The organism is Litorimonas sp. RW-G-Af-16 (genome assembly GCF_048319245.1).
Lineage (GTDB): Bacteria > Pseudomonadota > Alphaproteobacteria > Caulobacterales > Maricaulaceae > Litorimonas.
Map to the genome: position 1 here is coordinate 1091372 of NZ_CP166993.1, position 15112 is coordinate 1106483.

At 51.5% G+C, this 15112-nt stretch carries 13 protein-coding genes, 4 tRNA genes and 2 pseudogenes; all 19 read left to right on the forward strand.

Annotated features, from left to right (window positions below; genetic code table 11):
* The first annotated feature begins 60 nt into the window (after window positions 1-60).
* The 19 genes and pseudogenes from plsX to AB8615_RS05540 all read left to right on the forward strand — a co-directional run bounded on the left by plsX (window position 61) and on the right by AB8615_RS05540 (window position 15111).
* Window positions 61-1113, forward strand: a complete 1053-nt coding sequence (plsX, locus tag AB8615_RS05450) for a phosphate acyltransferase PlsX (protein WP_409433906.1) — start codon at window positions 61-63, stop codon at window positions 1111-1113.
* Window positions 1113-2084, forward strand: coding sequence for a beta-ketoacyl-ACP synthase III (locus AB8615_RS05455; RefSeq protein ID WP_409433907.1), 972 nt, complete (start codon window positions 1113-1115; stop codon window positions 2082-2084). Before plsX ends, AB8615_RS05455 begins: the two co-directional genes overlap by 1 nt.
* Before the next feature lie 81 nt (window positions 2085-2165).
* A pseudogene (locus AB8615_RS05460) lies at window positions 2166-2478 on the forward strand (integration host factor subunit alpha).
* Window positions 2479-2520: 42 nt separating this feature from the next.
* Window positions 2521-3096, forward strand: a complete 576-nt coding sequence (locus tag AB8615_RS05465; protein WP_418152925.1) for a MerR family transcriptional regulator — start codon at window positions 2521-2523, stop codon at window positions 3094-3096.
* 60 nt (window positions 3097-3156) lie between these two features.
* Window positions 3157-3233, forward strand: a tRNA-Pro gene (locus AB8615_RS05470).
* A gap of 105 nt (window positions 3234-3338) precedes the next feature.
* Complete coding sequence (locus tag AB8615_RS05475; RefSeq protein WP_418153139.1) at window positions 3339-4379, forward strand: COX15/CtaA family protein; 1041 nt, start codon at window positions 3339-3341, stop codon at window positions 4377-4379.
* Between the two features lie 149 nt (window positions 4380-4528).
* Entirely contained in the window at window positions 4529-4999 is a 471-nt protein-coding gene (gene rplM, locus AB8615_RS05480) for a 50S ribosomal protein L13 (protein ID WP_409433911.1), read from the forward strand.
* A 3-nt stretch (window positions 5000-5002) separates the two neighbouring features.
* On the forward strand, window positions 5003-5509 hold the full coding sequence (gene rpsI / locus AB8615_RS05485) for a 30S ribosomal protein S9 (RefSeq protein WP_409433912.1): 507 nt from the start codon (window positions 5003-5005) through the stop codon (window positions 5507-5509).
* Between the two features lie 76 nt (window positions 5510-5585).
* Window positions 5586-6623: an N-acetyl-gamma-glutamyl-phosphate reductase gene (argC, locus tag AB8615_RS05490; RefSeq protein ID WP_409433913.1), complete on the forward strand. Its 1038-nt coding sequence runs from the start codon at window positions 5586-5588 to the stop codon at window positions 6621-6623.
* An 89-nt stretch (window positions 6624-6712) separates the two neighbouring features.
* Window positions 6713-7057: a hypothetical protein gene (locus AB8615_RS05495; RefSeq protein WP_409433914.1), complete on the forward strand. Its 345-nt coding sequence runs from the start codon at window positions 6713-6715 to the stop codon at window positions 7055-7057.
* Window positions 7057-8277: an LL-diaminopimelate aminotransferase gene (locus AB8615_RS05500; RefSeq protein WP_409433915.1), complete on the forward strand. Its 1221-nt coding sequence runs from the start codon at window positions 7057-7059 to the stop codon at window positions 8275-8277. The genes AB8615_RS05495 and AB8615_RS05500 overlap by 1 nt, the downstream gene beginning before the upstream one ends.
* 39 nt (window positions 8278-8316) lie before the next feature.
* Entirely contained in the window at window positions 8317-9270 is a 954-nt protein-coding gene (glpX, locus tag AB8615_RS05505; protein WP_409433916.1) for a class II fructose-bisphosphatase, read from the forward strand.
* A 50-nt stretch (window positions 9271-9320) separates the two neighbouring features.
* Window positions 9321-10907, forward strand: a pseudogene (gene recJ, locus AB8615_RS05510) (single-stranded-DNA-specific exonuclease RecJ); the annotation flags it as partial.
* A gap of 208 nt (window positions 10908-11115) precedes the next feature.
* Window positions 11116-11190: transfer RNA gene (locus AB8615_RS05515), tRNA-Glu, on the forward strand.
* A 60-nt stretch (window positions 11191-11250) separates the two neighbouring features.
* Entirely contained in the window at window positions 11251-11799 is a 549-nt protein-coding gene (locus AB8615_RS05520) for a DUF192 domain-containing protein (RefSeq protein WP_418152930.1), read from the forward strand.
* 25 nt (window positions 11800-11824) lie between these two features.
* Window positions 11825-11901, forward strand: a tRNA-Pro gene (locus tag AB8615_RS05525).
* 763 nt (window positions 11902-12664) lie between these two features.
* A complete protein-coding gene (locus AB8615_RS05530; protein WP_418152932.1) occupies window positions 12665-14656 on the forward strand; it encodes an ATP-binding protein in 1992 nt (663 codons plus the stop codon).
* A gap of 59 nt (window positions 14657-14715) precedes the next feature.
* Entirely contained in the window at window positions 14716-15021 is a 306-nt protein-coding gene (locus tag AB8615_RS05535; protein ID WP_409433920.1) for an NADH dehydrogenase ubiquinone Fe-S protein 4, read from the forward strand.
* Window positions 15022-15034: 13 nt separating this feature from the next.
* Window positions 15035-15111: transfer RNA gene (locus AB8615_RS05540), tRNA-Arg, on the forward strand.
* Window position 15112: the final 1 nt, after the last annotated feature.

Consider the following 15112-nt stretch of genomic DNA (forward strand, 5'->3'; position numbering starts at 1 on the left):
CTCCTAGAAAATTTCGCAAAATCATTGGCCTAGCTGCGCAACTCGCAGTATAGGGCGAACATGTTAGAAGGTTTGATCATCTCTATTGATGCCATGGGCGGCGATAATGCGCCCGATATTGTTATCAAAGGCATTGAATATTTTTTGACCCACGAAGGGCAGGGGCGCCGCGCGCGCTTCCTTCTGCACGGGGATGAAGCCAAACTTGCACCTCTTATGGCCAAGGCGCCGCGCACACGTGAACGCTCCGAACTATGCCACACCGAACTCACGATCAGCATGGATGATAAGCCCTCTCAAGCGCTGCGTCGCGGCAAGGGTTCGTCCATGTGGAACGCGATTGCGGACGTAAAGGGCAAGCGCGCAGATATTGCAGTGTCGGCAGGAAATACCGGTGCGTTGATGGCGATGTCAAAGCTACAACTACGCATGAAACAAGGCGTACAGCGTCCTGCAATCGCGGCGAGTTGGCCGCAGCAGGACGGCATGTGCGTTGTCTTGGATGTGGGTGCGAATATAGAATGTGACGCTGCGCAACTGACCGAATTCGCAGTCCTTGGCGAAGCTTATTATCGCGCGATCTATCACAAAGACAAACCTTCCGTAGGCTTGCTGAATGTTGGATCTGAGGAAGGTAAAGGCAATGCCACAGTCAATGCCGCCCATGAACGCCTGTCCAAATCAGAATTGGATTTGAATTATAAAGGCTATGTCGAAGGCAATGACATCTCCTTTGGCGACATCGATGTCGTTGTGACAGATGGTTACACGGGCAATATCGCGCTGAAAACAGCAGAGGGCACGGCGAAGCTAATCGGGACGTTTTTCTCTGAAGCGCTAAATGGGTCTTTGTGGTCGAAGTTTACGACGTTCTTGAACATTCTAGCGCTGCGGCGCTTGAAGAAGCGAATCGACCCGCGCCGATCTAATGGCGGGGTGTTTCTGGGCCTGAACGGCGTAGTCGTCAAAAGCCATGGCGGCACAGACCATATCGGTTTCGCAACGGCGCTCAATATTGCTATCGGGCTTGCGGAAAGTGATTTTCTTAACATCATCGAGACGCGTTTGGACGCCTTACATGATGAAGATGACAATATCGGGTTTATCAATTAATGGCCGTGCGGAACGTCATACGCGGCATTGGCACCTATCTACCAGAGCGGGTATTAACAAATGTCGAACTTGCGGCGCGCGTCGATACGTCTGACGAATGGATTCGCGAGCGTACGGGCATCAAACAGCGCCATATCGCGGCAGATGGCGAGGTCACATCTGACCTCGGTTATCACGCCGCTATGGCTGCATTAGACGATGCGGGTATGACAGCCGCAGATATAGATGTGATCGTCTGCGCTACATCGACGCCTGACCTAACATTCCCTGCGACAGCGACAATCATTCAAGAGCGATTGGGCATGCATCACGGCGCAGCCTTTGATCTGCAGGCTGTGTGTAGCGGATTTCTCTACGGCGTAAATGTCGCCGATGCGCTGTTAAAGGCGGGTGGGCCGAAGCGCGCTTTGTTGATTGGGGCCGAGACCTTTTCTTGTATCATTGATTGGGAAGACCGAGGGACTTGTGTGCTATTTGGCGACGGAGCGGGGGCCGTTGTGATCGAAGCGGTTGAGACAGATGATGATGACGCACCCGGCATCTTGCATAGCTATGTGCGCTCTGACGGGCGCTACCGCGATATGCTCTATGTTGACGGTGGGCCGTCCAAGACACAGACAGTCGGACATTTGCGGATGTTGGGAAATGCCGTATTCAAACATGCGGTGACAGAAATTGCCCAAGTCATGCGTGATTGCGCAGAGCAAGCGGGCGTTGAAATTGCCGATATTGACTGGTTCGTCCCGCATCAAGCCAATCAACGCATCTTGAACGGGGTCGCCAAAAAGCTCAAAATCGATCCTGACAGCGTTATTTCAACAGTCGCTTTGCACGCCAATACATCGTCCGCATCCGTGCCACTCGCCATGCACGCCGCCGTTAAAGATGGACGCATCAAACGGGGTGATTTGGTTATGTTAGAGGCATTTGGCGGCGGATTTACATGGGGCGCTGCGCTTCTACGTTATTGATATAGCTTATTTTTAGTGCGATTCTACATTTTGACGCTTGCTATACGGCTGTGAAAATTGTTAACTGCTTGCATGGGAGATATGTCAAACAATTCGGGGACAGTTACACGGGCCGACCTTGCTGAGTCTGTCTATCGCGAGATTGGCTTGTCCCGATCCGAGAGCGCCGCACTCGTCAGAATCCCTCATCGGTCACATTAGTGAAGCCCTTCAAAAGGGGGATCATGTGAAACTCGCTGGGTTTGGAACATTTTCGCTGCGTGATAAAAAAGAGCGTATGGGTCGCAACCCCAAAACAGGCGAAGATGTGCCGATCACACCGCGTCGCGTCCTTGTTTTCAAACCGTCTCAAGTCCTCAAAGAAAGAGTCGATTCGGCATTAAGTAAAAAATAGTGATAGACTGTGATTCGCAGCTAAGCGAAATTGCGGGATCAGATGCAAACAAAAACGACACGCGCCTTTAGAACTATCAGTGAAGCCGGGGAAGAACTCGGCCTTCAACCGCACGTCTTACGTTTTTGGGAAAGCAAATTCCCCCAGATCAAACCGATCAAACGCGGGGGAGGTCGTCGCTTCTACCGCCCTGAAGATATTGAGTTTTTACGCGGTATCAAGAAATTACTCCATGACGAAAACCACCCCATCAAAGACGTTCAAAAGCTGATCCGAGTTAAGGGCGCGAACCGTATCGTTGAGCTAGGTCGTTCAGTTGAGAAAGCCTCGCGCGACCGTGATTTGGTCGACACAGTTTTAATACCAGAGCGTATTCAAAAAGCAGAAAAGAAGCCGTCAATATTCTCGGCACCGCAACCAAAGCCCGCGCCACAAATTGCGCCTTCTGCCGTGGCCCCCACTGCGGAGCCTGAATACGTTACACATGCCTCCGCGGCCGCGCCAGAACCTACGGGGCTATCCTCAAATGACCGCCAAAAGCTGGAAGACGCTTTGCAAAGCCTGACTGGGTTGCGCGCTCGTTGGCAGGATTTTAAAACGAAGGCCGCCAGCGAATAGCTGTCATTTCGCGGTTGCAGCGCCCCTGCGCTCGGACTATAGACCCGCTGCAAAGATCATCGGAGTATGGCGCAGTCTGGTAGCGCGCTAAGCTGGGGGCTTAGAGGTCGCAGGTTCAAGTCCTGCTACTCCGACCATCTTTCCAATCCAAATTCTGGCCAATGCAAGTTCTGGGCAAGTTCCGGGCAAGTTCTGGCAATTTGTCACAGAGAAAGCAGCGCAGTGCGCGCTATATCTACCTTATGATAACTGGATCGACTTCGTCAAAGAACGCCATTTCGCTCTGGCTCCTGATCGTGATGTTACTCGTCGCTGCGATTATTGTCGTGGGCGGAGCGACGCGGCTGACAAATTCTGGGCTCTCAATCACTGAGTGGGCACCTATTACGGGAGCGCTACCGCCGCTATCGACAGAGGCGTGGTTGGCAGAGTTTGAGAAATATAAATTGATACCAGAATTTGAGGCCGAGCATCCTGACATGGATTTAGCAGGGTTCAAATTCATCTATTTCTGGGAATGGGCGCATCGGCAGCTCGGACGGTTTATTGGCCTTGCTTATGTTGTCCCGCTCTTGATCTTCGCAATACGTAAAAAGCTACCCGAAGATAAAGGGCTGCTATTCTTAATCCCAGCAGTGTTGATTGGCTGCCAAGGTGCGATTGGCTGGTGGATGGTGCATAGTGGTCTGCAAGAAGGCATGGTAAATGTTAGTCAGTATCGCCTTGCAACGCATTTGGGCATGGCATTCATTATTCTGGCGATACTTTACTGGCTACGTAAATCTACACTCAACGAATTTCGTCGCCCTCCAGAAAACGCGTTTTTGATGAAGCGGACAGGGATTCTTGCGGGGCTAGTTTATTTGCAAATCATCGCAGGCGCTTTCGTGGCTGGCACAAAATCAGGGCTAAGCTATAACACCTGGCCACTTATGGACGGTAGTTTCATTCCGTCTGGCTATTTCGTCCAAACCCCGATGTGGCGGAACCTGTTTGAGAATACACCTGCGATCCAGTTCAACCACCGTATGCTCGCCTATATCATCTTGGCTTGGGCGATTTGGGTGTGGGTGAAAGCGCGCGGCACATATCTGCAGGGTATAGCAACGATGTTCATGGTAATCTTGCTGTGGCAAGTGGTGCTGGGCATCGTGACACTACTGACGGGTGTTGAGAATGATGCGCTGCATATTGGCCTCGCGCTCGGGCACCAATTTAGCTCTATTTTGGTGTTCGTCATTGCTCTCGGCTTGTTCTGGAAAAGTCGTCATTTTATACGGTAAAATAATACCGTTTTTGTAGAGCATTGTTTTTACTTAATATTTTGACATAGGTATGTGATTTTAGCCGTTGACGCTGATCGCTGCTGCGTCTAGTTACCCACTCAATCAAGCGAGGCCCAATTCGGGCCTTCTATTTATTTGAGGGTAAGATGAAAACGACCAAGTTTCTGAAAACCGCAGAGATCGAGAAAAAATGGATTCTGATCGATGCGGAAGGCGTCGTCACCGGCCGTCTAGCGACATTTGTAGCTATGCGTCTGCGCGGCAAACATTTGCCAAATTACACACCCCACATGGATCATGGTGACAATGTCATCATCATCAATGCGGAAAAAGTGGCATTCACTGGTAAAAAGCGCACTGACAAAGTGTATTACTGGCACACAGGCTACCCCGGTGGTTTGAAAGAGCGCACAGCGGACAAGATCCTCGACGGTCGTTTCCCAGAGCGTGTGTTCAAAAAAGCTGTCCAGCGTATGTTGCCAAAGGAAAGCCCTCTGGCGCGCAAGCAACTTTCTAACCTGAAAATCTATGCAGGTTCAGAGCATCCACATTCTGCTCAAAACCCTGAAGTCATCGACTTCAAATCAATGAGCTCTAAAAATACGAAGGGTGGTTAGATCATGGCTGACACAAATACACTCGAAGACCTGAAAAACGTCATGGAAGGCAATGTGAACGCTGATGGCGTTGCAACACCTGCCGCCAGCAACGTGCCACTGCCAGAGCCTAAGATCGACGATCTGGGCCGGGCATATGCGACAGGCAAACGTAAAAACTCCATCGCTCGCGTTTGGATTAAGCCAGGTAACGGCAAGATTGTTGTCAATGGTCGTGATCAGGAAGTTTACTTCGCACGTCCCGTGCTACGTCTAATCATTGCGCAGGCATTCCAAGTATCTGACCGTGTTGATTCTTACGACGTGTTCGCAACGGTCAAAGGCGGCGGATTGTCTGGTCAAGCGGGCGCTGTGCGTCACGGCATCACCAAGGCGTTGACATATTACGAGCCAATCTTGCGCGCACCGCTCAAGGCTGCTGGCTTTATCACACGCGACTCACGCGTTGTGGAACGTAAGAAATACGGTAAGGCGAAAGCCCGTAAGAGCTTCCAATTCTCTAAGCGTTAAAGATTACGAAGCATATCTTGCTTACTTATCTAGGCGCTTCGGGCAACCGAGGCGCCTTTTTTATTGGGGAATTTAGATGAAAAACGCCGTTATATTAGGGGCATCGGGATATACGGGCGCGGAAGCCGTCCGTCTAATTTTGCAGCATCCAAAGTTAAAGTTGGTCGGCCTGACAGGGCATAGCCGAGCGGGGCAAGAATATGCGGACGTTTATCCAAACTTTGCCGCCTATGACTTGCCGACCCTCACAACGATAGGTGAGGTGGACTGGAAGAATGTTGACGTCGCTTTTGCGTGCCTACCACACGGCGCGAGCCAAGAGGCGATTGCAAGCATACAAGATAAAGTCGAGACGATCATCGACCTGTCCGCCGACTTCCGTCTGTCTGATCCTGATCTTTATGCGGCCACCTATGGTCGGCCACATGCCTTCCCAGACATGCTAAAAGGCCGCGTTTATGGCCTGACAGAATTTGCGCGTGAAGAGTTGCGAGGCGCGAAACTCGTGGCTTGTCCAGGCTGCTATCCCACTTGCAGCTTGCTTGCGCTTTTGCCGGGGATTCAAGCGGGTATGTTTACCGATAACGCGATTATCATCGACGCAAAATCCGGTGTCACGGGGGCAGGGCGCAAAACCTCAGCTGCCCTGCTCTATAGCGAGATCACGGACGGGGCTCATGCCTACGGTGTTGCCACTCACCGCCACGCACCAGAGATCGAGCAAGGCCTGTCGCAAATCGGCGGGCAAGTCAGCCAGATCAGCTTTACCCCGCACCTCGTTCCCATGAATCGCGGGATGATCGCTACTTGCTACGTTGAATTGACCGAAGACGTGACAGCAGAAGACCTGCGCGATGTCTATGTTGCGCGCTATGCAGATGACCCTTTCGTTCATGTAGAACCCGCAGGTACAGTTCCGCAAACGCGTCATATCCGCGCCAGCAATTACGCGCGAATTGGTGTTTTTGCTGACCGTGTGCCGGGACGCGCGATCATTATTTCTGTCATCGACAACCTAACCAAAGGATCATCTGGGCAGGCGATCCAGAATTACAACCTCACGCAAGGTTGGGACGAAACGCTCGGCCTGATGACTGCGCCTGTTTTTCCCTAAACTCATTCGCAAGTGTTGAGATATTTTTAGTTTAAATTCGCGGTATTTGGGCTATCACGTGAGTCTATTCGCTTGCTGCTAGGTCAACTATGAAGCCCAACCTTGTTATATGTCTATTCGCCACAGGGCTGCTCTCGGCCTGTTCGACTGTGAAGCTGCCAGACTTTAGCATGAAAAATTTGGCAGAATTTAAGGATGCAAAGCTTGATGGGGATTACCCTGACGTTGCTGACGCGCCCACTCCGCCAGTTGACGAACGATCAGATGCCGCATGGGACAAAGCCGCTAGCGACCTGATAGCCCTGCGCTCAGGGTTCGATGTGCCGTCGGATGACGGCTTGCTAGATCCCACACAAATTGACGCCGAATTCGCCAGATTAAAGTCTGAGGCGCAAGCCTATAAGTTGGACGACCCTGTGGGAGGGATCAACTAATGCAACATCAAACTTATGAAGAAGCGGACGATTTTTACCGCATCAAACGCTTGCCGCCTTATGTGTTCGCCGAGGTCAATAAGCTGAAAGCGAAGCTGCGCAAGGACGGCATGGATATTATCGATTTCGGCTTTGGTAATCCCGATCTGCCAACACCCCAACACGTAATCGATAAATTGGTGGAGACCGTGCAAAAGCCTCGCACAACAGGTTATTCAGTGTCGCGTGGTATATTCGGGCTGCGCAAAGCGTGCGCGCGGTATTATAAACGCCGCTTCGATGTTGACCTAGATCCAGAAGATCAAATCGTGGCGACGATTGGCTCTAAGGAAGGTTTTGCGAACCTCGCACAAGCGATCACAGCGCCAGGCGATGTCATTTATGCGCCTGATCCGTCTTATCCACTGCACGCTTATGGTTTCATCATCGCCGGGGCTGTCATTAAGGGAATTCCCGCAATCACGGCCGATGAGTATTTGGCAGGTGTCAAGAAAGCGCTGGAAGAAGATGAAAAGCCGCCTATGGCGATTGTAGTTTGCTTCCCATCAAACCCGACGGGGCACGTCTGCGATCTTAGCTTTTATGAAGAGATCGTGGCGATTGCAAAAGCTAAAGATATCATAATCTTATCGGATTTAGCTTATTCCGAAATTTATTTCGATGACAATCCGCCGCCGTCTATTTTCCAAGTGTCTGGCGTAGATGATATCATGTGTATCGAGACGACTTCGCTGTCCAAGACTTATTCTATGGCGGGGTGGCGTATGGGTTTTGCAGTGGGGAACCGTCGCCTGATCGCGGCCCTTGCGCGGGTTAAATCCTATCTGGATTACGGCGCATTTACACCCATTCAGGTTGCAGCCTGCGCGGCACTGGACGGCCCACAAGACTGTGTTGAGGATGCCCGCCAGATATACAAGGCACGACGCGATGTGCTGGTAGAGAGTTTTGGTCGAGCAGGGTGGGATATTCCATCGCCGCCCGCCTCTATGTTTGCATGGGCCAAAGTGCCAGAGGCCTTTGCGCATATGGGGTCAGTCGAGTTTTGCAAGCTGTTGATGGAAGAGGCTGGCGTGGCTGTGTCGCCCGGCAATGGCTTTGGCGAAAACGGCGAGGGCTATGTCCGTATTGCGCTTGTTGAAAACGAACAGCGTATTCGTCAGGCTGCTCGTAATATCAAAGCCTTATTCGCAAAATATCAAGTACACGCCGCAGAATAATATGCATCATAGCAGATTTAAGGAAAGCTGAGGGACATCATGTCAAAACTAGGATTTAATACAGCGCTCGCGCTACAGGCAGGTCTTGCGACTGAGAAAGCGGCTATTGGCGCGTCATACCTGATTGGTCGGGGGGATGAAAAGGCGGCTGACCAAGCGGCTGTGGACGCACTGCGCACCTCGCTTAATGCGATGGAAATTAAAGGCCGCATTGTGATCGGTGAAGGCGAGCGAGACGAGGCGCCAATGCTTTATATTGGCGAAGAAGTTGGCAAGGGCAAAGGGCCCGAAGTCGACATTGCGCTTGATCCGCTGGAAGGGACAACTCTAACAGCGAAAGCCATGGCAAATGCGCTAGCGGTTATGGCGTTCGCGCCGCGCGGCGGGCTGCTATATGCGCCTGATACCTATATGGATAAAATCGCGATTGGCCCTGGCTATAAGGCTGGCCTGATCGATCTTGATAACTCCGTCGAAGACAATGTGAGCGCGCTCGCCAAGGCCAAAGGCGTAAAGCCAGAGGATATTACGGTCTGCGTGCTTGATCGTGCCCGCCACAGTCCCATCATTGACGCTCTGCGCGGTATGAATGCGAAAGTTAGCTTGATCACAGATGGTGACGTGCAAGGCGTGATCGCCACAACGGATAAAGACACGCAAATCGATATGTATATCGGTCAAGGCGGCGCGCCAGAGGGCGTGTTGGCGGCGGCTGCGTTGCGCTGTATTGGAGGGCAAATGCAGGGGCGTCTGCACTTCCGAAATGACGACGAAGTCAAGCGCGCTCGGCGTGTCGGTATCGATAATCTGGATCAGAAATACGATATTTCGTCTCTGGCCGCTGGCCCGACAATTTTTGCTGCGACAGGCGTTACGCACGGCTCCATGCTAGACGGCGTAATGTTCTCCAACGGTCAGGTGCATACGCATACATTGATCATGAACTCCATGGACGGGGCTGTGCAGAAATTACGGTCTGCGCGTCCTATTTAGTGTCTGACTGCCTTGGGGTTAATCGTTCGCTGCTGGGACAGCAGTGGACTATGCGATGCGAAGATGATGCCCTTGAGGCTTTCGTGACAGAGACAAACCTGCCGCGCCTTGATGCTGCGCTACTATGCGGGCGCGGTGTTTCTGCGGAAAATGCGGAGACGTTCCTCTCGCCAAAGCTCCGCAGCTCTCTGCCTGATCCGTCTGTTATGCAGGATGTGGACAAGGCTGCTGCGCGGATTTTGGACGGGATTGCTACGCAGGAAAAAATTTGGATATTCTCGGATTACGATGTCGATGGCGGGACGTCTGCGGCGCAGATGATCCGCTGGGGCAGGGCAATCGGATACGAGTTTAAACTATACATCCCTGACCGCATCAAAGAAGGCTACGGCCCCACAGAAGAGGCGTTTCAATCGCTCAAAGATCAAGGCGCAGACCTTGTGATCACAATGGATTGCGGCGCAGCGGCATATGAGGCTTTGCACCATGCCGCGGAGATTGACCTCTCAGTCATCGTCGTTGACCACCACCTAATGCACACAGACATGCCGCCCGCCTTTGCGATTGTGAACCCGAATCGCCAAGACGATAGCTCAGGTCTCGGCCATTTGGCGGCGGCAGGGGTGACATTTATGCTGATCGTTGCGCTCAATAGGCTTGCGAAAGCACGAGGTTTATCTGTGAGCTTTGATTTGCGAAATTTGTTGGGTCTTACGGCGCTGGGAACAATTTGTGATGTTGTGCCGTTGACAGGGGTCAACCGAACTTTTGTGCGGCAGGGACTAAAAGTGCTCTCACGCAATGACATTGTCGGGATCGAAGCGCTAGCCGATGTCGCGGATGCAAAGCCACCTTACTCGACCTATCATGCGGGCTTCGTATTGGGGCCTCGCCTGAATGCAGGTGGTCGAATCGGCCGCGCGGATATGGGAGCAGAGTTGCTCTCGACGGAGAATGCCCAAACTGCATATGCACATGCCGCAGAGCTTGACCGTGTCAATGCAGAGCGTCGGGCGATGCAGGATAAAATCCTGACCGAAGCCCTTGAGATGGGGGAGGCCAAGAAAAACCATTCTGTCATTATTGTGGCGATGGAAGATTGGCATGCGGGGATAATCGGGATCGTCGCGGGTCGCCTCAAAGACCGTTTTGGAAAGCCAACGATTGTCATTGGTATTGATCAATTTGGCCAAGGCAAGGGATCAGGTCGCTCCATCAAAGGAGTCAATCTGGGCGGCGCTATTTCTGCAGCCAAAGAGGCTGGCCTGCTCGTCAGTGGCGGCGGTCACGAAATGGCGGGCGGACTGTCAATAGAGCCCGACAAGCTTGAAGATTTCGAGGCGTTTATGTTAAATGCGCTCTCGGACGATGTGGCGCTCGCAACAGCTAACCCCAGCCGGTCTATCGACGCCATTATCTCGGTCAGCGCCGTAAATCTCGATATGCTTGATACAATAGAGCGGATTGGGCCCTATGGCTCTGGCAATCCTCAACCCGTTTTCGCGTTAGCCGATTTACGCCTTAGCTACGCACAGCGGCTAAAGGGCAACCATGTGCGATTCTCTTTTACAGATCGTGCCGGGCAAGTTTTGAGCGGCATTTGCTTCCGCGCAGATGAAAGCGGGCTAGCAGATGCGCTGCTTGACCCCAATCCTGCGAGCTATCACGTGATCGGTCAGATTCTGCGAAAATCTCTGGAAAGGGCGACGGAAAGTCGATTTTCACCTCATAGATATGGCCCGCACGAAAGAATCTTAGCTTTCGCGACGATTTGGCTGACTTTTTTGCATAATCGGGCTTGCAAGCTGTGGGATGCAAATATATATCGCGCCCCACAACTAATGCGGTCCCTTCGTCTATCGGTTAGGACGCCAGGTTTTCAACCTGGAAAGAGGGGTTCGATTCCCCTAGGGACTGCCAAGTTGTTTCTCCTGAAAATTTCAGTAGCGAAGTCGCGTAGGGTCAGCTAAATGCTCCCCTATGAAACGACTTATTCTCCTAGCTTCCGTCTTCGCTTTTGCCGCCGTCACGCCATTGGCCGCGCCGACACTCTCTGTTGCACAAACGGCGAAGAACGATGTCGTCGATTTTGGCACGCCTAAGCCGTTGACTATTAAAGGCGAGAGCGGCGAACACACATTCATGGTCGAAGAAGCCAAGACGCTGGATCAACAAGCGCGCGGTATGATGTACCGCGAAGAGATGGACCCAGACACAGGCATGATTTTTGAATTCAAAGAGCCAAAGATTGCAACGATCTGGATGAAGAATACGGCTATCCCTTTGGATATTTTATTCGTGCGCTCAAACGGCAAAATTCTCAAGATCGAACACTCCCACCAACCCTACACATTGCGCAGCGCATCATCCGAAGCTGTGGTCGCAGCTGTCGTGGAGTTAAAGGGGGGCGCTCAAAGGAGCTTGGTATTCGACTCGGGGATCAAGTCGATCACCCTTTTTTCAAAGCTGACGCCCCCGCACCATAATTTCGCAGTTTTTCCTGATAAGACGCTTGCGTTTTGTGCGTAGGGCGCTATGAACCCGTCACCGTCGTCGGGGCGTAGCGCAGCCTGGTAGCGCACCTGTTTTGGGAACAGGGGGTCGCAAGTTCGAATCTTGCCGCCCCGACCACGGATTTCTCCCTATTGCTTGATATTATAAAACTCACCGTCTTGGGTTGAGCGTCTGTTGGATAATTATAAGGGCCGCCATTCTTACATTGTTAACACCTACGGCGGCTATAATTGAAGATGCGGATAATTTACTCTAGGATATCAGCGAAACCGATCAGCAATAAAGTATTATTATGAAAGCAGCCCAAATTTTAGTCATACTTCTTTCCATCGCTTGTGTGATATCGGTTATGGTATATTTTAGCTCCGATTATATATCTGAAAAGCCTGGCAGAGAATCTTTAATTGCGATGACGGTGATTGCTGTAATAGGGGCAATTATACAAGTTTTCATCTTAAAGAAGCCTCCGCAATGACGTTTGAGACGTAAAACCGGCCTGTGTTAAATTGAAGTGTTACGTATTAAAAGTAGAATTTAAGTGAGAACACTGATGTGCTCCTAGCTTTATAGACATCTTGTTTGGTAAAACTGGAAGCAAGGAGAGTGTCTTATGGGCGGTCGTGTTCGATATACAGAAGAGTCTAAATTGGAGGTCGTGGCGCAAGTCGCAGCCAGAGGTCATAGCGTAGCATCAGCATATAAAGTAGCTCAGGGCTCTCTTTGTAGAGAATGGCCAACTCTTGATTATGTTATCTAAACACTTATTTTCGCCAGCCTTACCCTGACCACCGATCACTCCCTAGAATCACCAAAAGTCTTAGTAAGGCTTTGATAACCACATTTGGTTACACCCGATTCTAAGGTTGGGGAGTTAACCACGATGCAAGTTGCAAATGCGCCAAAACGCCCGCTTCAAAAGGAAGCGACGGCCTATAAAAAAGTTGAGATTGGGCGTGTCCTGACTGTGGGCTCCAGCATTGCTGTGATCTCAATCAACAAACAGATTATCCGCCACAATCAACTCGGTATGGCGCAAATCGGCACTATTCTCAAAATTATGACGAGCCGTTCTGTCGTTGTGGCTATGGTCTCATCGCTCAAAATTGGTGCCGTTGACGAGGAAGGCATGAATGATGGCTGCCTCGCAACGCTCAATATTCTTGGCGAGATTTCAACGAATGAAACGACTCGCGAGACGAAGTTTTTTCGGGGTGTCCGCTCTTTCCCTGTTCTGAATGAGCCAGTATTTAACATGTCAGCAGACGACCTGCGCTTGATTTTTAACCGCGAGGGTTCCGCCTGTATTGAAATTGGCCATTTGCAGCAAGACAGCTCTATCGTAGCGAAAGTCCGTACAGATGATCTCTTGTCAAAGCATTTCGCTATCATTGGCTCTACGGGTTCGGGTAAGTCTTGTATGGTGGCGCTCGTTTTGCAGGCTATTTTGGCACAAAGCCCGCAGGGACATGTGGTCCTATTCGATCCGCACAATGAGTACTCTAAGAGTTTCGGCGATCGCGCTGAGGTGATCTCTAACGACACACTCGACCTCCCGCTCTGGCTGTTTGATTTTGTGGAAACAGTCGAATTGCTAACCAGTGATATTGAAGACCAGTCGCGCGAAGAACAAGAAGTCCTCCATGATGTTGTCCTCAAGGCTAAGCGTCTTTATGACCGTATGGTTGCAAAGGGCGAAATGAGTTCACAGATCAAAATTGATGATGTGGAGGCGGAATTGCAGCGCGCCACGCATATCTCACTCGACAGCCCCGTCCCGTATCGTATTCGCGACGTAGTCAAACTTCTTGATCACGAAATGGGGAAACTCGAGAATTCCTCCAACCTCGGCCCATATAAGCGGTTGAAGCGTCGTATAGCCTCGCTCATCGCTGATCCGCGCTACCAATTCATCTTCCGCAACCAAGCTTCGCCGCGTCCGATTGAGGACATTGTTGGGCGTATTTTCCGCCTACCAGTTGCGGGAAAGCCGATCTCTATTCTCGATTTCTCGGGTATTCCGTCAGAAGCTCTAAACATCGTGGTGTCCGTCGTCAGTCGCTTGGCATTTGAACTGGCGACTTGGTCAGAGCGCAAAGTGCCAATCTTACTGGTCTGTGAAGAGGCGCATAGATATATCCCGCGCGATAAATCTCTTGGCTTTCATTCGACCCGCCGCATTATTGCAAGAATTGCGAAAGAGGGTCGGAAATACGGCGTGTCACTCGGGATTATCTCGCAGCGTCCATCGGAACTGGAACCGTCAACTCTGTCGCAGTGTTCAACCATCTTCTCTATGCGTCTGTCTAACGAGTTGGACCAGAACTTTGTCCGCGCGGCTGTGCCTGATGGCGCCGCTGACTTGCTCTCATTCCTGCCGTCGCTCGGCACTGCCGAAGCCATGGTGTTTGGCGAGTCCGTGAACTTGCCGATGCGCGTTATTTTAAACACGCTCGCTGCCGAGTATCGTCCGCATAGTTCTTCCGCACAATTCACTGACTTATGGAACCGCGACATGGCAACGCCAGAACTTATGGCGAAGGTATACGAGCGATGGCGCGCGCGTAGCTTGCTTAAGGAGGACATGGTCATGCCTGCTGATCCATCAAGGCCACCATCCACAGCACGGTCTGTACAAGATGCCCGTGCGCGTCTTCGCGATCAGCAACAGCGGCCGTCTCAGACAACTCTTCACCCGCCCCAGGTTCCATCGCGCCGTCCCCAAGTTAGTGCGCCTCTGCAAGCACCAACTGGCGGTATATCATCGCAAATGCGCGAGCGTATTCTGGCTAAAGCCTCTGCACCCAATGGGAAAGCGCCCGCGCTCTCTGACGTGAAATCTATGCTAAACAACGCATTTAATCGCGATATCTGATTGACCCGAGGCGGCGATCAAAGCTATCTCCATGACATAATTTGAATTGGAGCATTTGCGTGTTTGCTAGAATCTACCAACCTGCTGCATCAGCCATGACCTCTGGGCGCGCCAATGCGTCGGAATGGGTCTTGGAATTTGTCAGCCGCCAGCCGACAATCATTGATCCTTTGACGGGTAACGCACGGTCTGTCGATACGCGCCAACAAATCGAGCTGCAATTCCCGACTTTGGAAGAGGCTATCGCTTACGCAAAGTCCAATAACATTCCGCATCAGGTTCAAGCGCGTCAGAAAATGAAACGTATTCCCCGCTCCTATGCCGAGAATTTCGACTATGATCGCAAACTGCCTTGGACGCATTAGCGCACCGATTTTAGGACCCATAGCTCAACCGGATAGAGCACCTGCCTTCTAAGCAGGGGGTTGCAGGTTCGAGTCCTGCTGGGTCTGCCAA